This is a genomic window from Sphaerotilus hippei (assembly GCF_003201595.1).
Classification (GTDB): domain Bacteria; phylum Pseudomonadota; class Gammaproteobacteria; order Burkholderiales; family Burkholderiaceae_C; genus Sphaerotilus; species Sphaerotilus hippei.
The window spans coordinates 182955-204073 of sequence record NZ_QJJS01000004.1 but is presented as its reverse complement, the minus strand read 5'-3'; the positions used below and the strand labels follow the sequence as shown (position 1 = coordinate 204073).

Annotated in this window: 16 protein-coding genes and 1 riboswitch; of the genes, 10 read left to right on the top strand and 6 right to left on the bottom strand. The window is 72.1% G+C overall.

Features of this window, described 5'->3' with window-relative positions:
• The first annotated feature begins 115 nt into the window (after positions 1-115).
• From C7444_RS06175 to atzF, 9 genes are all read left to right on the top strand, one after another.
• Complete coding sequence (locus C7444_RS06175) at positions 116-844, top strand: FadR/GntR family transcriptional regulator (protein WP_110399955.1); 729 nt, start codon at positions 116-118, stop codon at positions 842-844.
• A gap of 71 nt (positions 845-915) precedes the next feature.
• Entirely contained in the window at positions 916-1875 is a 960-nt protein-coding gene (locus C7444_RS06170; RefSeq protein WP_110399954.1) for a 2-hydroxyacid dehydrogenase, read from the top strand.
• A gap of 190 nt (positions 1876-2065) precedes the next feature.
• Positions 2066-2215: riboswitch (guanidine-I (ykkC/yxkD leader) on the top strand.
• A gap of 64 nt (positions 2216-2279) precedes the next feature.
• The gene (locus C7444_RS06165) at positions 2280-3314 is read left to right on the top strand and encodes an ABC transporter substrate-binding protein (RefSeq protein WP_110400059.1); all 1035 of its coding nucleotides are present in this window, start codon (positions 2280-2282) and stop codon (positions 3312-3314) included.
• Positions 3315-3415: 101 nt separating this feature from the next.
• A complete protein-coding gene (locus C7444_RS06160) occupies positions 3416-4204 on the top strand; it encodes an ABC transporter permease (RefSeq protein ID WP_110399953.1) in 789 nt (262 codons plus the stop codon).
• Positions 4205-4212: 8 nt separating this feature from the next.
• Positions 4213-5088 (top strand): ABC transporter ATP-binding protein, encoded by an 876-nt coding sequence (locus C7444_RS06155; RefSeq protein WP_110399952.1) that lies wholly within the window; start codon positions 4213-4215, stop codon positions 5086-5088.
• A gap of 52 nt (positions 5089-5140) precedes the next feature.
• Positions 5141-5953, top strand: coding sequence for an urea amidolyase associated protein UAAP1 (locus C7444_RS06150; protein ID WP_110399951.1), 813 nt, complete (start codon positions 5141-5143; stop codon positions 5951-5953).
• 11 nt (positions 5954-5964) lie between these two features.
• Positions 5965-6639, top strand: coding sequence for an urea amidolyase associated protein UAAP2 (locus tag C7444_RS06145; protein ID WP_110399950.1), 675 nt, complete (start codon positions 5965-5967; stop codon positions 6637-6639).
• Between the two features lie 239 nt (positions 6640-6878).
• Complete coding sequence (gene uca, locus C7444_RS06140; RefSeq protein ID WP_110399949.1) at positions 6879-10559, top strand: urea carboxylase; 3681 nt, start codon at positions 6879-6881, stop codon at positions 10557-10559.
• Positions 10560-10943: 384 nt separating this feature from the next.
• Complete coding sequence (gene atzF / locus C7444_RS06135) at positions 10944-12788, top strand: allophanate hydrolase (RefSeq protein WP_110400058.1); 1845 nt, start codon at positions 10944-10946, stop codon at positions 12786-12788.
• Positions 12789-12852: 64 nt separating this feature from the next.
• Here the strand turns inward: atzF and C7444_RS06130 are convergent, their stop codons facing one another.
• On the bottom strand, positions 12853-13629 hold the full coding sequence (locus C7444_RS06130; RefSeq protein ID WP_110399948.1) for a hypothetical protein: 777 nt from the start codon (positions 13627-13629) through the stop codon (positions 12853-12855).
• Positions 13630-13717: 88 nt separating this feature from the next.
• On the bottom strand, positions 13718-15190 hold the full coding sequence (locus C7444_RS06125; protein WP_110399947.1) for an aldehyde dehydrogenase (NADP(+)): 1473 nt from the start codon (positions 15188-15190) through the stop codon (positions 13718-13720).
• Between the two features lie 155 nt (positions 15191-15345).
• Between C7444_RS06125 and C7444_RS06120 the strand changes: the two genes are divergently transcribed.
• Positions 15346-17007: an IclR family transcriptional regulator domain-containing protein gene (locus C7444_RS06120; RefSeq protein WP_110400057.1), complete on the top strand. Its 1662-nt coding sequence runs from the start codon at positions 15346-15348 to the stop codon at positions 17005-17007.
• Between the two features lie 28 nt (positions 17008-17035).
• Here C7444_RS06120 and C7444_RS06115 read toward each other — a convergent pair whose 3' ends face one another.
• The 4 genes from C7444_RS06115 to C7444_RS06100 form a co-directional block, all read right to left on the bottom strand.
• Complete coding sequence (locus tag C7444_RS06115; protein WP_110399946.1) at positions 17036-18067, bottom strand: LacI family DNA-binding transcriptional regulator; 1032 nt, start codon at positions 18065-18067, stop codon at positions 17036-17038.
• A gap of 34 nt (positions 18068-18101) precedes the next feature.
• Positions 18102-19136: a Gfo/Idh/MocA family oxidoreductase gene (locus C7444_RS06110; protein ID WP_110399945.1), complete on the bottom strand. Its 1035-nt coding sequence runs from the start codon at positions 19134-19136 to the stop codon at positions 18102-18104.
• Between the two features lie 62 nt (positions 19137-19198).
• The gene (locus C7444_RS06105) at positions 19199-19999 is read right to left on the bottom strand and encodes a TIM barrel protein (RefSeq protein ID WP_110399944.1); all 801 of its coding nucleotides are present in this window, start codon (positions 19997-19999) and stop codon (positions 19199-19201) included.
• A 335-nt stretch (positions 20000-20334) separates the two neighbouring features.
• On the bottom strand, positions 20335-21087 hold the full coding sequence (locus C7444_RS06100) for an SDR family NAD(P)-dependent oxidoreductase (RefSeq protein WP_110399943.1): 753 nt from the start codon (positions 21085-21087) through the stop codon (positions 20335-20337).
• Between the last annotated feature and the right edge of the window lie 32 nt (positions 21088-21119).

Here is a 21119-nt window from a genome sequence, read left to right as displayed (position 1 = left end):
ACCGGCAGGGCGTGGACAATCGCGCCGCATCCTGCAAACTGTGCTCCGACCACGACCGGCCCCAGCCAGCGCCTCGGCCCGAGGCCGCTGCAGCCGGTTCGACCCGACACCCGACATGACCACTGACACGCCTCTTCGACGCCGACCCCGCAGCCTGGCCCTGGACCTGGTGGCCTCGCTGGGCGAGCGCATCCGCAACGGCAAGCTGGCCGTGGGAGACAAGCTGCCCACCGAGGCCGCGATCATGGGCGAGTTCGGCGTCAGCCGCACGGTGGTGCGCGAGGCGCTCTCGCAGCTGCAGGCGGGCGGACTGGTCGAGACCCGCCACGGCATCGGCACCTTCGTGCGCAGCCTGGGCGAGACGCCGGGCTTTCGCATCACGCCCGAGCAGCTGGGCACGCTGAGGGACGTGGTCGCGGTGCTGGAGCTGCGCATCGGCCTGGAGACCGAGGCGGCCGCGCTGGCCGCCTCGCGCCGCAGCGAGGCCAACATCGCGGCGCTGCGGCAGGCGCTCGACGACCTGGTCCAGGCCCAGGAGGACGGCCGCAGCGCGGTGGGCTCGGACTTCCAGTTCCACCTGGAGATCGCTCGGGCCACGCAGAACAGCCACTTCACCGAGCTGATGGGCACGCTCGGGCGCACCATCATCCCGCGGGCGCGCCTGGAGCCCGGCGAGGCGCTCAACGAAGAAGGGCGCCTCTACCTGCGCCGCATCAACAGCGAACACGAGAGCATCTTCGACGCCATCGTCGCCCAGGACCCCGACGCCGCCCGGGCCGCCATGCGCACCCACCTGGTGAACAGCCGCGAGCGCCGCCGCCGCGCCGAGACCGGGCTGGCCTGAGCCGCGGAGCACCAGGCCAGGGCGACGGGCCGCGGCCCCCATCCCCCGTTTCCTTGACCCCTGGAGCCTGAATGAACCCGCCCCCGACCCCCTGCCTGCTGCAGACCGGCGCCCTCGTGCCGCTGCTGGAGCAACCGCTGCAGGCGCGCTACCACGTCGAGCGCCTGCTCGACCACGACGACCCGATCGCCTGGCTGCAGGCCGAAGGCGCACGCTTCGACGGCATCGTGTCGTCCGCCGGCCTGGGCTTTTCCGCCGACCTGCTGCCGCTGCTGCCCCGGCTGCGCGTGGTGTCGAGCTACGGCGTGGGGCTGGACCGCATTCCCGTGGCCGCGCTGAAGGCCAGGGGCGTCGCGCTGGCCACCACCAGCGACGTGCTCAACGACTGCGTGGCCGATGCCGCCTGGGCCCTGCTGATGGCGCTGGCCCGGCGGGTGGTCGAGGGTGACGCCTACGTGCGCTCGGGCCGGTGGGCCGAGGACGGGCTGAACCGCTTTCCGCTCGGCCGGCGCATCAGCGGCGCCCGGCTGGGCATCGTCGGCCTGGGCCGCATCGGCCAGGTGGTCGCGCGGCGCGCCAGCGGCTTCGACATGGCGGTGGCCTACCACAGCCGCCGCGCCGTGGCCGACGTGCCCTGGCGCCACGAGCCCGACCTGCGCGCGCTGGCCCGCAACAGCGACTACCTGGTGGTCATCACCGCCGGCGGCGACGGGACCCGCCACCTGATCAACGCCGAGGTGCTCGAGGCGCTGGGGCCGCGCGGCTTCCTGATCAACGTGGCCCGGGGCAGCGTGGTCGACGAGGCGGCACTGCTCGAGGCGCTGCAGGCCGGACGCATCGCGGGGGCCGGGCTCGACGTGTTCGAGAACGAACCGCGCATCTCCGAGGCCATGCGCGCCGCACCCCGCACCGTGCTGCTGCCCCACGTCGCCAGCGCGACGGAAGAGACCCGGCTGGCGATGGCCGTGCGGGTGCTGGACAACCTCGATGCCTTCTTCCAGACCGGCCGGCTGGTCTCGCCGGTGGAGTGAGGCACGCCCCAGGCTGGGGGCCGGGCATCCGGGATCGCACCATTTCGGCGTCATCCCGGGCCGCGGACCGGCAGGTCCGTGGTGCATGCGGGGTGCCACACCGCACGAGCCCCGGAGGGCACTGCGTCCAGACGTCATCTGGCCCGGTGCTTGCTTGAATGTCCGGGCGAAAGCGATGCCACATCGCTCAGCGAAGGGTCGCTAGGGTTCCGGCGCTTGTCCTTGCAAGGCAATGCGTGCTGGTCCGAGAGCAACCGGCCTCAATCACCCAGGGCGTCGATCGGCAGATCAGTGCCTGGACGGTGGTCAGGCTCCACGGCGGGACAAAAGCCCGGGAGAACCACTTCGTTGTGAGGTGCTGTCTCTCGCCGCGTTTTCTGTTGACCGACCCGATGGAGCCCTGGATGTCTGAACCAATCACCTCGCGCAAGACCGCCCCTCGTTCTTCCTCTGGTGCGGGCTGGCGCTCGCGCCTGGCCGCGCAGCTCGGCGCCCTGGCCGTGTTCGCCAGCGCACTCGGCGCCAGCGCACCGGCGATGGCCGAGGTCAAGGTCGGCGTCTCCGACTGGCCGGGCTGGGTGGCCTGGTACGTGGCCGAGCAGAAGGGCTACTTCAAGAAGCACGGCGCCGACGTCAAGCTGGTCTGGTTCGCCAACTACACCGACTCGGTCTCGGCGCTGTCGGCCGGCCAGCTCGATGCCAATTCGCAGACCTGGTCCGACACCCTGGGCCCGCTCGCCAAGGGCATCAAGTTGAAGACCATCCTGGTCAACGACAACTCCGCCGGCAACGACGCGCTGCTGGTCTCGCCCAAGATCAAATCGTTTGCCGAGCTGAAGGGCAAGCAGGTGGCGCTGGAGCAGTACAGCATCTCGCACTTCGTGCTCGCCAATGCGCTGGCGGCCAATGGCCTCAAGCCCAGCGACGTGAAGATCGTCAACCTCGCCGCCGGTGACGCGGCCGCCGCCTTCCTGGGTGGCAAGGTGGACGCCGCCGTGGTGTGGAACCCCTGGATCGACCAGATCACCCGCAGCGGCAAGGGCCGCGCGCTGTTCACGTCCAAGGACATGCCCGGCCTGGTGCCCGACCTGCTGGTGGCGCAAGAAAAAGCAATTGCCAGCAAGCGCAAGGACCTGGTCGGCATGATCAAGGCCTGGTTCGACACCGAGAAGTTCATCCGCGAGCAGCCCGCCGAAGCCGCCAAGATCATGGCCAAGGTGGTGAGCATGAAGGCCGACGACTACCAGGTGTTCATGCCCGGCACCAGGTTCTTTGACGCCGCCGCCAACAAGGCCGCGCTCGACCCCACACAAGCCACATCGCTCGTGGGCGTGACGCCCAAGGTGCTGGGCTTCCTGAAGGAGCACAAGCTGATCGAGGGCACGCCCGACGCGGCCAAGGGCATCGACGCCTCGCTGCTGGCTGATGCACTGAAATGACCCTCCCGAAGCGGCTGCGCCGCCCCCAGGGGGCGCAGCCGGTTCCGCGGCTGCCGCTGGGTCACACACCGAGCCACCGTCACGATCCGGAGCCTCAACCGATGAGCTGGACCTCTCCCCGTCAGGCCATTCCCACCAGCGCCTATTGGGTGCTGGCAGCGCTGGGCCTGCTGCTGCCCTTGCTGGGCTGGACGCTGCTGTCGGCGTCACAGATCGTGGACCCGGTATTCCTGCCCGGGCCGGGCAAGGTGCTGGAGCGCCTGGGCAGCTGGTGGCGTGACGACGACCTGCTCGGCGACATCGTCATCAGCACCTGGCGCGTGGTGGCGGGCTGGGCGCTGTCGGCCGTCATCGCGCTGCCGCTGGGCCTGTGCATCGGCAGCTGGCGCGCGGTGCAGGCGCTGCTGGAGCCGCTGACCGACTTCATCCGCTACATGCCGGCGGTGGCCTTCATCCCGCTGGTGATGCTGTGGGTGGGCATCGACGAGAGCGCCAGGATCGCGATCATCTTCATCGGCACCTTCTTCCAGATGGTGCTGATGGTGGCCGAGGATGTGCGGCGCGTGCCGATGGCCCAGATCGAGGCCGCCCAGACCCTGGGCGCCAGCACCCAGGAAGTGGTCGAGAAGGTGATCCTGCCCTCGGCCAAGCCGGCGCTGCTCGACACCCTGCGCATCACCATGGGCTGGGCCTGGACCTACCTGGTGGTGGCCGAACTGGTGGCCGCCAACTCGGGCCTGGGCTTCTCGATCCTGAAGGCCCAGCGTTTCCTGCAGACCGACAAGATCTTCGCCGGCATCCTGCTGATCGGCTTCATCGGCCTGGCCATCGACCAGCTGTTCCGCCTCGCGCACCGCAAGGCCTTCCCCTGGCTGTCCGCCCGCAGCTGAGCGCCCCCATGAGCACTGCACACCCTGCCGTCCCGGCCCGCATCGCCTGCGAAGGCGTCTGGAAGTTCTTCGGTGAAGGCGCCAAGGCCGTCACCGCGCTGGAGAACGTCGACCTCGACATCCGACCCCATGAGTTCGTCACCTTCGTCGGCGCCTCGGGCTGCGGCAAGTCCACGCTCTTGCGCACCATCGCCGGCCTGGAGTCGCACAGCCGCGGCGCCGTCAAGGTGGACGGTGTGCCCATCACCGGCCCGGGGCAGGACCGCGCCATGGTGTTCCAGCACTACAGCCTCTACCCCTGGCTGAACGTGCTCGACAACATCCGCTTCTGCCGCCAGCTGGGCGTGCACACCCGCGATCGCACCAGCGCCGATGTCGAGGCCGCCTCCGGCCGCGCCGACGCGCTGCTGCGGCTGATGGGGCTGACGGCCTCGGCCAGGTCCTATCCCAACCAGCTCTCGGGTGGCATGCAGCAGCGTGTGGCGATCGCCCGCGCGCTGATGGGCCAGCCGCAGATGCTGCTGATGGACGAGCCCTTCGGCGCGCTCGACGCGCAGACGCGCGAGGTCATGCACGACCTGATCCTGCACGTGCACCGGCTGGAGCGCAGCACCATCGTCTTCGTCACCCACGACGTGGAAGAGGCCATCTACCTCGGCCAGCGCATCGTGCTGATGGCGCCGCGCCCGGGCCGCATCGACACCGTCTACGAGGTGCCGCTGCCCGCCGGGCGCACGCAGGACATGAAGCTGGCGCCCGAGTTCATCGCGCTCAAGCGCGACATCCTGGAACGCATCCGCGAAACCTCCGGCATGAAGACCGACATCGAGCTGCTGCGCAAGCTCTCGCAGGGCACGGTCGACACGCAGATCGACCCCCGCTGAGCGCCGCCACCTGAGCAGCCCGCCTCACACCCCGCAGACGAAAGACCTCAACATGAGCCTGCACCACCCCGAACACACCCTCGACAACCCGCCCATGAGCGCCCCGGTGGACGCCGTCGCCCACTGGCGGCGCTTCGCCCCCGAGCTGTCCGCGGACCAGGTGCTGTGGAGCGAGACCCTGCCCGGCGGCGCGCACTGGAGCTGGCGCCTGTCGCGCGGCACGGCGCTGCGCTTCGTGGCGCTGGACGAGCGCGCCAACGTGTCGCTGGTGCTCTACGCCGCGCACCACACGCTGGAGCGCTACAACATGCCCGACAGCCTCAAGGCCCAGCACACCGCGCACTACCGCGCCGGCCATGTGCTGATGAGCGAGAACGGCCGCAGCATGGCCTCGTTCACGCACGACACGCTGGGCTGGCACGACCCGCTGGGCGCGCTGCTCGACACGCCGACGATGGAGGCCAAGTACGGCGAACGCCGCTACGAGCAACACCGCAACGCGATGCAGCGCAGCGGCCGCGACGGCCTGCTGATCGAGACCGCCAAGCACGGCCTGACGGCGCGCGACCAGATCGCGCCGGTCAACCTGTTCAGCAAGGTGGCGGTCGACGCCGAGGGGCGTTTCCAGTTCGACGCCGAGCGCGCGGTGAAGGGCACGATGGTGGAGCTGCGCATGGACATGGACGTGATCGTCGCCATCAGCACCGCGCCGCACCCGCTGGACCCACGCCCCGGTTACGCGCCCGGCAAGGTGGGCGTGGCCGCCTGGCGCTGCGGCCCGGCGCCGGCCGACGACCTGTGCCGCCGCTTCCGCCCCGAGTGCGCACGCGCGCTGCACAACAGCGACACCTTTGCGCTCAGCTGAGTTCCCACGCCATGAGCACCGCCACCGTGACCCCCACCGCCACCGCCATCCGCCTCCACGAGAGCACCCTGCAGCCCGAGGCCGCCACGCGGCGCCACCGCCAACCCGCCGGTGAGCCCTGGTTCACCGAGATCCGGCAGGGCCAGACGCTGCGCATCGTCGACCTCGAAGGCAACCAGGCCGTCGACGTGATCTTCTACGCCCGCCACGACGCCAGCGAGCACTACAGCGCCACCGACACGCTGCTGCGCCAAGGCGGCATCTACCTCACCACCGGCTCGGTGCTGATGAGCAACCTGGGCCGGCCGATGCTGGAGATCGTGGCCGACACCTGCGGCCGCCACGACACCCTGGGCGGCGCCTGCGCGGCCGAGAGCAACACCGTGCGCTACGCGCTGCAGAAGAAGTTCATGCACAGCTGCCGCGACAACTACCTGCTCGCGCTGCAGCAGGCCGACGTGGGCCTGGGCCAGCGCGACCTGGTGCCCAACATCAACTTCTTCATGAACGTGCCCGTCACCGCCGATGGCCAACTCACCTTTGCCGACGGGGTCAGCGGCCCCGGCAAGTACGTGGAGCTGCGCGCCGAGATGGACCTCTACATGCTGGTCTCCAACTGCCCGCAGCTCAACAACCCCTGCAATGCCTACGAGCCCACGCCGGTTGAGTTCCTGATCTGGAGCTGAAGCGTTGTGAACGAACCCGGCCTGGCCGCTCATTCCACCCAGAACACCACCCTCGGCGTTGCAGATGCGCGTCGTGGCCCGCGCCGTGCCTGGATGGCGGCGCTCTGGACGGTCCGCTCAGCCACACCGGAGCATTCACGCCTTCCGAGCCCGCTTCCGGGCTGGCGCGCGGGACGACTCACGCGCCGTCTTCTTTCTCTGGCGGGACGACCCGCTGCCTGGCCTGAGGTCACTCCGCCATGTCCGCTGCACCCCTTCCTGGTTTCGACACCGTCCTGATCGCCAACCGCGGCGCCATCGCCTGCCGCGTGATCCGCAGCCTGAAGGCCCTGGGCCTGAAGTCGGTGGCCGTCCATTCCGAGGCCGATGCCGATTCGGCCCACGTGGCGCAGGCCGATGTGGCCGTGTGCATCGGCCCCGCGCCGGCCGCACAGAGTTACTTGAACACCGAAGCCATCCTGGCCGCGGCGCAGCAGACCGGTGCCGGCGCCATCCACCCCGGCTATGGCTTCTTGTCGGAGAACCCTGGTTTTGCCGACGCCTGCGAAGCCGCCGGCATCGCCTTCATCGGCCCCACGCCCGCGCAGATGCGCGCCTTTGGTTTGAAGCACACCGCACGCGAGCTGGCGGTGGCGCATGGCGTGCCGCTGCTGCCCGGCAGTGGCCTGCTGGCCGACCTGGCCGAAGCAGAGCGCGAAGCCCAGCGCATCGGCTACCCGGTGATGCTCAAGAGCACGGCCGGTGGCGGAGGCATCGGCATGCGGCTGATTCGCAGCGCGGCCGAGATGGCGCCCGCGTTTGACGCCGTGGCGCGGCTGGCGCGCGCCAATTTCAAAGACGCGGGCTTGTTCGTCGAGAAGTTCGTCGAGCGCGCGCGGCACATCGAGGTGCAGCTGTTTGGCGACGGGCGCGGCGAGGTGGTGGCCCTGGGCGAGCGCGATTGTTCGGCCCAGCGCCGCAACCAGAAAGTGGTCGAAGAAACCCCGGCGCCGCACCTGACCGCACACACCCGCGCTGCGCTGATCGACTCGGCGCTGCGCCTGGGCCGCGCGGTCAACTATCGCTCCGCCGGCACGGTGGAGTACGTGCTCGATGCCGACACCGGCGCCTTCTACTTCCTGGAAGTGAACACCCGGCTGCAGGTGGAGCACGGCGTGACCGAGCAGGTCACCGGCATCGACCTGGTGGCCTGGATGGTGAAGCTGGCGCGGGGTGATGCGTGGGCGCTCGACGTGCCCGAACCGCAGGGTGCCTCCATTCAAGTGCGCCTCTATGCCGAAGACCCAGCGCGCCAGTTCCAGCCCTGCGCGGGCCTGCTGACCGAGGTGGTGTTCCCGGCCGATACGCGCATCGAGACCTGGGTGACGCGCGGCAGCGAGGTGCCGCCGCACTACGACCCGATGATCGCCAAGCTGATCGTCACCGGCCGGGACCGCGCCGAGGCCGTGGCCAAGCTGCAGCAGGCGCTGGCACACACGCGCCTGGCCGGCATCGAGACCAATCTGCGCTACCTGCGCGCGCTGTCGGCCGAGAGCACGTTTGTGGCCGGCCGCCTGGTCACGCGCAGCTTGGGCGAGTTCGCCTACGCGCCGCTGGCGCTGGAGGTGCTGGAGCCGGGGGTGCAGACCAGCGTGCAGGACTGGCCCGGCCGCCTGCACCACTGGGACGTGGGCGTGCCTCCCAGCGGCCCGATGGACGACCTGAGCCACCGGCTGGCCAACCGCCTGGTGGGCAATGCCAGTGCGGCGCCCGCGCTCGAAATCACGCTCAGTGGCCCCACGCTGCGCGCCCATGCCGACACCCTGGTGGCGCTGGTGGGCGCGGCCTTGAACGCCACGCTGGAGCGGGCCGATGGCACGGTGACGCCACTGCCGCTGAACCAGGCCGTGGCCGTGCCCGCAGGTACGGTGCTGCGCCTCGGCGCTGTGCGAGGCGCCGGCCTGCGTGCCACGCTGGCGGTGCGTGGCGGCTTCGACGTGCCGCTCTACCTGGGCAGCGCCGCCACCTTCACGCTCGGCCAGTTTGGCGGCCACGGCGGGCGCACGCTGCGCGCGGGGGATCTGCTGCATGTGGGCACGCAGGCCGTGGCCCTGCCCGAGGCCGCGCCGCTGCCCGCGGGCGTGGCGCCGGTGCTGCACACCGAGTGGCAGATCGGTGTGCTCTACGGCCCGCACGGCGCGCCGGACTTTTTCACCGACCCCGATGTGGCCACCTTCTTTGCCACCGACTGGCAGGTGCACTACAACTCCAGCCGCACCGGCGTGCGCCTGATCGGCCCCAAGCCGCAGTGGGCGCGCCATGACGGCGGCGAGGCCGGCCTGCACCCGTCCAACATCCACGACAACGCCTACGCCATCGGCGCCATCGACTTCACCGGCGACATGCCGGTGATCCTCGGCCCGGACGGCCCGAGCCTGGGCGGTTTCGTCTGCCCCGCCGTGGTGGTGGCCGCCGAGCGCTGGAAGCTCGGCCAGCTGAAACCGGGCGACACCGTGCGCTTCCACGCCATCTCGCACGACGCCGCGCTGGCCCTGCAGGCCGAGCAAGAAGCGCAGGTGAACGCCTTGCAAGCGCCCGCTGCGGGCACGTGGCCCAGCGCCCCGGTGCTGACCGACCCGCGCCTGCTGCAGCGCCCGGCCGCGCCCGGCCGCCCGGCCATGGTGGTGCGCCAGGCCGGCGACCGCTACCTGCTGGTGGAGCTGGGCGAGCTGGTGCTGGACATCGCGCTGCGCCTGCGGGTGCACGCGCTGATGCAGGCGCTGCAGGCCGCGCAAGCCGCCGGCCAGCTGCCCGGCATCACCGACCTCACCCCGGGCATCCGCTCGCTGCAATTGCACTACGAACCGGCGCAGGTCAGCCGCGAGGCGCTGCTGGCCGCACTCACCGCCGCCGACGAGGCGCTCGGCCCCACCGAGCAGCTCAGCGTGCCCTCGCGCACCGTGTGGCTGCCGCTGTCCTGGGACGACGCGAGCACGCGGCTGGCGATCGAGAAGTACATGCAATCGGTGCGGCCCGACGCGCCCTGGTGCCCCAGCAACATCGAGTTCATCCGCCGCATCAACGGCCTGCCCGACATCGACGCCGTGCACCGCACGGTGTTTGACGCCAGCTACCTGGTGATGGGCCTGGGTGACGTGTACCTGGGTGCGCCCGTGGCCACGCCGCTGGACCCGCGCCACCGCCTGGTCACCACCAAGTACAACCCGGCCCGCACCTGGACGCCCGAAAACGCGGTCGGCATCGGCGGCGCCTACCTCTGTGTCTACGGCATGGAAGGCCCGGGCGGCTACCAGTTCGTCGGCCGCACGCTGCAGATGTGGAACCGCTGGGGCGACGCACGCGGTGGCGTGGACCCGTTGACCGGCGAGCCCGCCGGGGACTTCGAACCCGGCAAACCCTGGCTGCTGCGCTTCTTCGACCAGATCCGCTTCTACCCGGTCAGCCCCGATGAATTGGCGCAGATCCGCCGCGACTTCCCCGCCGGCCGCCACACGCTGCGCACCGAGCCGGGCACGTTCTCGCTGCAGGCCTACCAACACTTCCTCGACACCGAAGCCGAGGGCATCGCCGCCTTCCGCGCCAGCCAAAGACTGGCCTTTGCCGAGGAGCGCGAGCGTTGGCGCGCCGCCGGCCAGGCCGAGTACGTGGGCGAGGCCGATGCACCACCGGCCCCAGCGGACGACGCCGTGCCCGAAGGCGCCCGGGCGGTGGCCACGCAGGTGCCGGGCAGCGTCTGGCGCGTGCTGATCGAGCCCGGCCAGGCCGTGCAGCCGGGCGACACCTTGGTCATCGTTGAATCGATGAAAACCGAGTTCGCCGTGGTGGCGCCCATCGCCGGTCGCGTGCTCAGCCTGGGCTGCCGCGAAGGCGCCGCCGTCAGCGCCGGGCAGAACGTGGTGGTGTTGAGCGAGGGGCTGTGATGCAAGCGCTTCGGCGTCATTCGGTTGGGGGCCTGCGGCCGTCGTCTCCTCCTCTGCTTCGCTCTGCAAAGCCCCCTGTCCCCCTGCCTGCCACCGCGGTGACGGATCCGAAAACGCATTCCGCCACGAGGGCGTTGCCAAGGCCACACCCAGTCCAGCCACCGCAGTCCAAACCGACGCACGCCACGACGATGGCATTGCCGAGGCCGCGGGCGGGCCGGCCACCGCAGGTGAAGGAGGAGCCCGCAGTCCGCAGGACTGCGGGCGGGGGACACGGAGGTGGCCAGCCCGCCCGCGGCCTCGGCACCGCTCCCCCCACACCCCACCCGCCGCAGTGACCTGGTGAACACCGATCCCCGGCATCCGAACGAGAGCGAACCCGCCATGAGCACCCCCGCCAAGATCTCCCTCGACCTCCACACGCTGCGCAGCGCCTACGCCGCCGGCACGCACAGCCCGCTCGACGTGATCGAGCAGGTGATCGACGCCACCGCCGCCGACCCGCACCACGCCTGGATCCACCGCCGCGACGCCGAGGCCTTGCGTGCCGACGCCCGCGCGCTGATGGCGCGTGCCGATGCAGCCAGCCTGCCGCTCTACGGCGTGCCCTTCGCCATCAAGGACAACATCGACCTGGCCGGCGTGCCCACCACCGCCGCGTGCCCCGCCTTTGCCTACACCCCCGAGGCCAGCGCCACCGTGGTGCAGAAGCTCATGGATGCCGGTGCCATCCCCATCGGCAAGACCAACCTCGATCAGTTCGCCACCGGGCTGAACGGCACGCGCTCGCCGTTTGGCGCTTGCCAGAATGCCTTCGATCCGCGCCTGGTGTCGGGCGGATCGAGCGCGGGCTCATCGGTCAGCGTGGCGCTGGGGCAGGTGAGTTTTTCGCTGGGCACCGACACGGCCGGCTCGGGCCGCGTGCCGGCGGCGTTCAACCAGCTCGTCGGCCTCAAGCCCAGCCTGGGCCGTCTGTCCACCCACGGCGTGGTGCCTGCCTGCCGCTCGTTGGACGTGGTGTCGATCTTTGCGCTGACCGCGCAAGACGCCGGACGTGTGCTGGCCGCGGCCGAAGGTTTTGACGCCCTGGACCCCTACAGCCGAGCCGCCGAGCCGCACGGCTTCGACTTCGGCCGCAGCGCCACGCTGCGCCTGGGCGTGCCGCTGCCGGCGCAGCGCCGGTTCACCGACCCGGCCTGGGCAGCGGGTTTCGAGGCCGCGGTGGCGCATGCCGTGAGCTTGGGCGCGGAACTGGTCGAGATCGACTTCGAGCCGCTGCTGGAGACCGCCCGCCTGCTCTACGAAGGCCCCTGGGTGGCCGAGCGCTACCAGGCGATCCGCGGCTTCATCGACGCCCAGCCCGAGGCGCTGTTTCCGGTCACGCGCGAGATCACGCTCGGCGGCGCCCAGCCGCTGGCGGCCGATGCCTTTGCCGCGATGTACCGGCTCAAGGCGCTCAAGCGCCGCTGCGATGACCTGCTGTGGCCGCAGGTCGATGCGGTGCTGGCCCCCACCGCGCCGGGCCACCCCAGCATCGAGGCGATGCTCGCCGAGCCCATCCTGCGCAACAGCGAGCTGGGCGGGTACACCAACTTCATGAACCTGCTCGACTACAGCGCGGTGGCCGTGCCCGCGGCGCGGGTGGATGGCTCGCTGGGCGCGGGCGCCAACCCCTTCGGCATCACGCTCTTCGCGCCCGCCCACCAGGACGTGCCACTGCTGCACCTGGCCGCACGCTGGCAGGCGCAGCTCAGCGGCCTGGCCGCCACGCTGGGCGCCACCGGATTGCCCTTGCCCTGCGCCGCGCCGGAACCCGCTGCGGCCCAGGCCAGCGGTCAGGTGCGCGTGGCCGTCTGCGGCGCCCACCTCAGCGGCATGCCGCTGAACCCGCAGCTCACCAGCCGCGGTGCACGCCTGGTGGCCACCACGCGCACCGCACCGGTCTACCGCCTGCATGCACTGGCCGACGGCAGGCGCCCGGGCCTGATGCGCGTGGCCGAAGGCGAGCCCGGCGGCACGGCCATCGAGGTCGAGGTGTGGGAGCTGCCCGCCAGCCGGTTCGGCAGCTTCGTCGCCGCCATCCCCGCGCCGCTGGGCATCGGCCGCACGCTGCTGGCCGACGGCAGCGAGGTCTGCGGCTTCATCTGCGAGGCCTCGGGACTGGCGGGGGCCACCGACATCACCGCGCACGGCGGCTGGCGCGCCTGGAAGGCGGGGCAGGGCGGCTGAGCGACGGCAGTTCGACGGTTTCCGTTCTTGTCCCGCCGCCGCGGCCGCCGAGCCGCCCCCCGCCTCACCGATCGGCGCGTCGCGGCAGCAGCGCCCGGGCCGCTTCGATGCGCAGCGCCAGGGGCACGGTCTCGTCGTTCATGACGGCCAGCAGGAAACGCTCGGGCTCCGACGGTGCGGCGCCAGGGGGCCGCGACGTCGGTGCCGGGTCGGGGTCAACCGGAGCCGGGATCGGGTGGACGGCAGGGGCCGGTGGGGCGGACGGCTGCAGCCGCGCCAGGGCGGCCGCGAAGGCGGGCGGGTCGATGCTGGCCAGCCGGCCCAGCAGGCTGGCCTGGCCGTCGTCGCCCGGGGGCAGGTCGAGCCAGGGGGTCTCGGCGAAGAGCGGTGCGAGGTCCGGCGCGACGAAGGCCGACCAGTTGCCGGTGCGCTCGTCGAGCGCCGGGACCGGCCGGGCGTGCCGGACCGGCATCCCCGCCGCATCGACCTCGGGCAGCAGGCGCACCCGCGGCGCGGCCACCTCGGGCAGGTAGCGGCAGCGCAGGGCGTCCAGGAAGGCGAGGGCTGGCGCCAGGCCCGGCGGCTCGCTCAGCGAGAACCAGAGCTGCAGCCCGTCGGTGCCGGACACGGCGATCGCGGGGGCCGGCAGGTCCAGGTCGGTCTGCACGCCTTTCCAGACCCGCGAGAGCAGTTCCCAGTCCGCCGGGCGGGCCAGCTCCAGCACCAGGGCACGCACCTCGCCCTGGCCATCGATCAGCCCGTCCTGGTCCGGATCGGTCACGGCGGCCGCCGTCGCACGGGGGAGGTAGAGGCGGCGGAACTCGGTCTGCAATCGGGTCATGGCACGGCGGGGCGCGGGAATGGCGAGGACAGCGACTCTACCCGCAGGGGCAGGAGGCGCAGGCCACGCCAGCCGCGACGTGCCGGGCTCAGACCGGCCGGCCGGCGCGGGCCGTCAGCCAGGCCGGAGCGTCCTGCAGCGCCACCGGACGCAGGAAACGGGTCAGCGCGGCGTCGCCCACCGAGGTGGTCATCGGCTGGGTGCTCGACGGCCACGGGCCGCCGTGCTGCTGCGCGGCGGTGACGGCCACGCCCGTGGGCACGCCGGCGAACAGCACGCGCCCGGCGATGTTCATCGCGGCGCGCACCAGCGCACGGGCCTCGTCGCTCTCGGTCTCGGCACCCCACAGCGTCACCGTCAGGCTGCCCCCCACGGCCTCCAGCACCTGCACCGCCTGGGCCACGTCGGCCGCCCGCACGATCACCTGGGACGGGCCGAACACCTCCTCGCGCAGCGCCTCGCTGGCGATGAAGGTGGCCGCGTCGACCTGCGCGAGGAAGGGGCGCGGGGCGTTGGCCGTGGTCGGCTCGTGCAGCAGCGGGCTCGCGCCGGCCTGCACCAGGTGCTCGACGCCCCGGTCGAAGGCCGCACGCATCGCCGGCGTCAGCATCGGGTGCGGGTTCAGCGGGGCCAGCGCGGCCTGCAGCTGCTGCACGAAGGCATCGCTGGCCGGATCGTCGACCAGCACCAGCACGCCCGGGCTGGTGCAGAACTGGCCGCAGCCCAGGGTGATGGAGCCGGCCATCAGCGTGGCCAGGTCGGCCCCCTTGGCCGCCAGCACCGCCGGCAGCGCGACGACGGGGTTGATCGAACCCAGCTCGCCATAGAACGGGATCGGCCGCGGACGGGCACTGGCCTCGGCCTGCAGCGCCGCGCCCCCTTGCGTGGAGCCGGTGAAGGCGCCGGCGGCGATGGCCGGGTGGCGCACCAGGCGCACGCCCACGTCACGCCCGCCGCCCTGCACCATGCCCACCAGACCGGCGGGCAGGCCTTGTGCGGTCAGCACCTGCTGGATCAGGCCGAACACGCGGTTGGACAGCAGCAGGTGGCCGTTGTGCGCCTTGATGACCACCGGGCAGCCGGCGGCCAGCGCGCTGGCGGTGTCACCGCCCAGCACGCTGAAGGCGAACGGGAAGTTGCTGGCCGAGAACATCGCCACCGGGCCCAGCGGCACCTGCTGGCGCACCATGGCCGGGTGGCCCACCGGCGGGGCACCGGCCACGGCCGGGTCGTCGGTGAGGGCGAACGGCACGCCGGTCTCGGCGATGGTGGCGAAGCGGCGCAGCTGGAAGGTGGTGCGGTCGAGCTCGCCGTTCAGGCGGACCGGTCCGAGCGCGGTCTCCTCGTCGGCCAGCGCGACCAGGCCTTCACGGTCGCCTTCGAGCGCATCGGCCAGGGCCCGCAGCAGCGTGGCGCGCTGCGCGCCGGTGCTGGCCGCCCAGGCGGGGAAGGCGGCGCCGGCGGCCACGGCGGCGGCGTCCACCTGCGCGGGGGTGGAGGCGTCGAGCGGGGCGCCCAGAGTTTGTCCGGTGCGGGCTTGGATGCTGTGCAGGGTGCTCATGGAGTGGGGTGCCGTGACGGCCGGTGTGGGGTGGAGAATGTGTACCAGCATGCGGGACACCTGTCGTTCACGATGCTAGCCTTGCCCCCAATGGATTCAAAGCGCATCTCCCCCATGCCTTAGAGTTCATGTTCCACATGCTGGGATATTTCTTCATGGCTCAGACTTCCAGTGACGGCACCGCCGCGCTCGACAAGGCGCTCGACGTGCTCGACGCCATCGGCAGCGCCCCCCAGGGCCTGGGCCAGGCCGAGCTCGGCACGCGCCTGCAGCTGCCACGCACCACGCTCTACCGGCTGCTGGCCACGCTGGTCGCCCGCGGCCTGGTGCGGCGCGACCCGCTGCGGCGGGTCTACCGCCTGGGCTTTCGCTGCGTCGAGTACGCCCGCGCCGCCTACACCATGCCCGACCTCGTCGCCGCCGCCGGTCTCGAGCTGCGCGGCCTGCGCGACCTCACCGGCGAGACCTCCTACCTGGCCGTGCTCGACGGCCGCGAGGTGCTGTCGCTGGAGCGCTGCGACGGCGCCCACGCGCACCGCTCCGCGTCGGCGCTGGGCGAGCGCAAGCCGCTGCACTGCACCAGCCAGGGCAAGGCCATCCTGAGCGCGCTGCCCGAGGCCGAGCGCGAGGCGCTGGTCAAGGACCTGCCGCTGCCCGCCGTCACGCCCCGATCGATCACCGAGCGCCGCCGCCTGATGGCCGAGCTGCGCCTGACCGCCACCCGCGGTTATGCGCTGGACGACGAGGAGATCGTGCCCGGCGTGCGCTGCGTGGGCGCGCCGGTGGTCGACCCGCAGGGCCAGGTGCGTGGCGCCATCAGCGTGGCCGGCCCGGCCTTCCGGCTGACGCTGGAGCGGCTGGAGCTGCTGGGCAGCGAGGTCGCCCAGGCCGCCCGCCGCATCGGCGCCCAGCTCGGCAGCAGCCCCGCCCCGTCACCCGCGGCGGGTGACAGCCTGGTGCACGTCGTGCCCGGTGGCTGGGCGCTGCGGGGGGCCTATCCGGCCTGGAACGCCAGCACCCGCCAGCTCTGGTGGGCCGACACGCTCGCACCGGCCGTGCACGTGGTCGACGGCCTGGGCGGCCCGCGCGAATCCGACCGGGTGGTTGCGTCGCTCGACTCGCCGATCGACGCGATGCTGCTGCTGCCGCTGCCGCAGGCCACCGCGCACGGCCTGGCGGACACGGCCGGCGGCGTGCTCGTCAGCACCCAGTCCGGCGGCTGGTGGCAGGTCGGCCCCGACGGCGGCGTGACCGCGCTGGCCGGCTGGCCACGCCGCCGCTTCAGCGCCGTGTGCGCCGACGCCCAGGGCCAGGTCTGGGCCTGCGTGCCCGACGGAGAACGCTGGCGCCTCGCGCCGCTGGCCGGGGACGAGGGCAGCCCCCATGGCTGGCACCTGCCCGAGCCGGCCACCGCGCTGGCCTGGCAGGCCGACGGGCGCCGCCTCGTCGCCGTGGCGCCCGAGTCCGGCACGCTCTACACGCTGACGCCGGGCAGCGCCACGGTGCGCCGCCTGGCCACCGTGCCCAAGGGCTCGGGCCGCCTGCTGGGCCTGGCGCTGGACGCCGACGGCGGGGCCTGGTGCGCGCTCAAGGGCGGCTGGAGCGTGGCCCGCTTCGCCCCCGACGGCTCGCTCGACCGGGTGATCGGCCTGCCGGTGCCCTGCCCGACCGGCGTGGCGCTGGGCGGCCCCGCCGAGGCCCCGCTGCTGTGCGTGCCCACCGCGCGCGAGGGCCTGTCCAGCGAGGTGCTGGGCAATGCGCCGGGCTCGGGGCGGCTGCTGGTGGTGGGGCTGGCGGCCGGCGGGCCGCAGGGCTGAGCCCGACGGCCGTGGCGCCCGGTGCGTTTCAGTCGCCGGCGAGCCGCCGACCGGAGCGGGCCGGGCCCGCCGTGGAGGCCCGCGGGATCAGCCGCCCCGTCAGCGTGACGGAGCGGGGCTCACGCCGGCCCTGCAGCATGTCGACCAGCACCGCGACCATCTCGTCCATCGGCTGCTCGTAGGTGGTCAGCCCCAGCAGCGACAGTCCGGCCAGGTCGCTGCCGTCGTAACCGGCGATGGCCAGGTCCTCGGGCACGCGCAAGCCGGACTCGCCGCGGGCGACATCGAGGGCCCCCAGCGCCAGGACATCGTTCTCGCACATCAGCACGTCGATGCGCTCCCCGGCCGGGGTCCGTGACAGGTAGTCCCTCAGGCAGGCCTGCGCGGCACGGACGTCGTAGGCACCCGCCGCCAGCTCCGGCACCTCGTGCACCCCACGCGCCTGCCAGAACGCGGAGAAGCAGCGCTGCCGGCCCAGCCCGGTGGAGAGCGCCTTCGCGCCGGACATGAAGCCCGGGCGCCGGTAGCCGCGGGCCGCCAGGTGATCGACGATCGTGTGCATCGACACCTCGGGGTCGCAGGCCACCGAAGCGATGCCGTCGATCGTGCTTTCCCGGGCCAGCACGTACAGCGGCGGGCTGCCGGCCTGGATGGCCGACTGCAGCGTCTCGTCGCGAAAGCCGGTGCCCAGCAGCACCACGGCGTCCACCTGCCGCTGGTCGGCGTGGAGGAAGGCATGGGCGTGGTCGAAGTGCTGGCCGATGTGCACCAGCATCGCGACCAGGCCTTCGGCCTGCAGCGCCGCGGTCAGCTTCTCGAGCGCCAGCAGCTTGTGGAAGTTGGAGAAATCGTCCACCAGCACCGCGATCTGGTGGGTCGTCTTCGTCATGAGGCTGCGGGCCAGCAGGTTCGGCCGGTAGCCCAGGCGCTCGGCCACGGCCATCACGTGCTCACGGCTCTTCTCGGAGATGATCGAGCCCGGGGCGAAGGCGCGGGTCACGGTCCAGCGGGACACCCCGGCTTCGACGGCGACATCGGCGGCAGTGGCTTTGCGATTCATGGCGAGGACGACGGATTTCAAGGAGAGAGGGCTGTCAGGGGGACACGACCTCCGACAGGGCCACGGAACGCCCGAGCTTGACCGACTCGATGCAGGCCAGCGCCACCGCCAGGGCCGCGCGGGCATGGGCACCGGTCGGTCCGCGGGCCTCCACACGCTGCAGCACCACGTCGACGAAGTGCTGGATCTGGGCGGTGTAGGCGTCCACGAAGTGGTGGGTGTCCAGGCGCCAAGTGTCGCTGGAAACGCCCGACCCATCGAACAGGCGCAGGCTGGAGCGCTGCACGTCGCCCATGGTCACCATGCCGCCCGAGCCGAACACCTCGCCGCGGATGTCGTAGCCGTAGGTGGCACAGAAGTTGGCCTCGGCCACGGCGAGCGCGCCGTTGTCGAAGCGGATCGTCACCACGGCGGTGTCGAGGTGGCCGCCCGCCTTGGCGTCGGGGCGCACCAGCGCGTCGGCCATCGCATGCACCTCCACCGGCCGGGCACCGGCGTTGAGCCACAGCAGGGTGTCGAAGTCGTGGATCAGGGTCTCGAAGAAGATGGTCCACAGCGGAATCTTCGCCGGGTCGGCCCGGAACGGGCCCGGGTCGCGCGTCAGCGAGCGCAGCAGCTGCGGCGTGCCCACCTTGCCCGCGTCGATGGCCGCGCGCCCTTCGGCGAAGGCCCGGTCCCAGCGGCGGTTGAAGCCCACCTGCAGCTGCACGCCGTTGGCGGCGGCCGCGGCGATCACGCGGTCGGCCTCGGCGATCGTCAGCGCCATCGGCTTCTCGCAGAACACATGCTTGCCGGCGTTGGCCGCGGCTTCGGCCAGCGGGGTGTGGAAACGTGCCGGCGTGGCGATCAGCACCGCATCCACGTCCGGGTCGGACCAGAGGGCGGTCGGGTCGGTGTGCGCGACCTCGCAGTCCAGCGTGTCGGCCAGGCGGCGGGCGGCGCCGGGGGCCGGATCGGCCACGGCGACCAGCCTGGCGTTGGGGATGCGGCGGGCGATGCTCTCGGCGTGGAAGGAGCCGATGCGGCCGGCGCCGATCAGCGCGATGTGGAGGGATTTTCTGCTGCTCATGGGGTCATCCTTGGGAAGGTTCGAGGAACGAGGGTCGAAGAGGAAGCGGGGCGGGGGCGGGCTCAGACCGTGAACGCGTCGCGGAAGCGCTGCAGGGCCAGCTCGCTGTCGCTGGAGGCGAAGGCCTCCAGGCCCACCGTGCCGTGCCAGCCCATGGCGGTCAGCGCCCGGGCGATGCCGGCGTAGTGGATCTCGCCGGTGCCCGGCTCGCAGCGGCCGGGCACGTCGGCCACCTGGATCTCGGCGATCCAGGGCAGGCAGCGCCGGCACAGCTCGATCAGGTTGCCCTCGCCGATCTGCGCGTGGTAGAGGTCGAGGTTCAGGCCCAGGCTGCGGCGGTCGACCGACGAGACCAGGGCCAGCGTGTCCTCGGCGCGGCCGAAGGGCGTGCCCGGGTGGTCCACCGGCAGGTTCAGGTTCTCCAGCATGAAGGTCACGCCGTGCCGCTCGCCCAGGTCGGCGATGCGGTCGAGGGTGTCGCGGGCCTTGAGCCACATCGCGCCGGTGGGCACCTCGCAGGGCTGCACCGGCAGGCCCTTGCCGTCCAGACCCGTGCCGTGCAGGTTCAGGCGCGGCACGCCCAGGTCCTTGGCCACGGGGATGGACAGGGCCGCAGTGCGCAGCAGCTCGTCGGCGCCGGCGTCATCGGCCAGCGTGCCGCTGATGTAGCCGGTCATCGACGAGAAGGTAGCGCCGGTGGCCGCCAGCGCGGCGATGTCGTGCCGGGTCCAGTCCCAGATCTCGACCTGGTAGCCCAGGGCGTGGATGCGCCGGACGCGCTCGACCGGGGGCAGGTCGCGGAAGACCATTTCGGAGGACACGGCCAGCGTGAAGTGGCCGGCCTGGGGGGTGGCTTGAGTCATGTCGTCAATCAGGTTGAGCAAGAAGGGGCGGCGGATCCGGATCCAGAGGGTTCGGGCGCCGGTCGATCGACGATCGACACCCGATTGCACGCGCGTGCAGAACGCTGGAAAAAAACTGCACGCGCGTGCAATGCCGTGTTTATACGTCCACCGTCCCCGCCCCGCAGTGGGGTTTACTCTTAGAAACCCATTTTCAATTCAATCGAAAACAGACACAGCGATCGAAATGACGGAGGGGCCGTCCCGGTGATCCGCCTGGAGGTCGGCATGGCAAAAGGGGGCGCGCCACGGCGTCGTGGCGCGCCCCCTGTCGGGCTGGCCGGGCACCGGGCCGCTCAGAACCCGAAGCCGCCCCCGTCGACGTTCAGCACCTGGCCGGTGACGAAGGCCGAGTCGTCGCCGGCCAGGAAGGCCAGCGCGCCGGTCAGGTCCTCGGGCACTTCGGTGCGCGGGATGAACTGGCGCGAGCGCACCCCCTCGAAGGCTTCGGGGGGCAGGTGGGCCGCGCTGCCGGGGTGGCGGGTCAGGCCCGGCGAGATCGCGTTGACCGTGATGCCCTGGCCGCCCAGCTCGGCCGCCAGCGCCCGGGTCAGGCCGATGACGGCCATCTTGCTGGTGGCGTAGGCGCTCATGCCCGGCGGCGGGCCCCAGACGGTGCTGGAGGCGAGGTTGATGATGCGGCCCCAGCGGCGCTCGGCCATCGCGGGCGCCAGCGCCTGGGCCAGCAGCAGCGGCGCGTCCACGTTGACCGCCATGATCTGGCGCCACAGCGCCGGCGTGAGCCGGGCCAGCGGCATGTGGGGCATGAAGGCGGCGTTGTTGAGCAGCACGTCGATGCAGCCCCCGGCCCAGGCCAGCGCCTCGGCGGCCAGGCGCTGCACGTCCTGGGCGTCCCCCAGGTCGCAGCCGATGACGGTGACACGGCTGCCCTGCTCGACCAGGCGGCGGGCCAGCGGGGTGCAGTCGGCCCGGTCGGTCAGCACCAGGGCGTGGCCCCGGGCGGCCAGGCGCAGCGCGAAGGCTTCGCCCAGGCCGCCGGCAGCGCCGGTGACCAGGGCGGTGCGGGAATGGGATGTGGATGAGGTCATGGTCCTGGGCCAGTCGCAAGGCAAGGGTGATG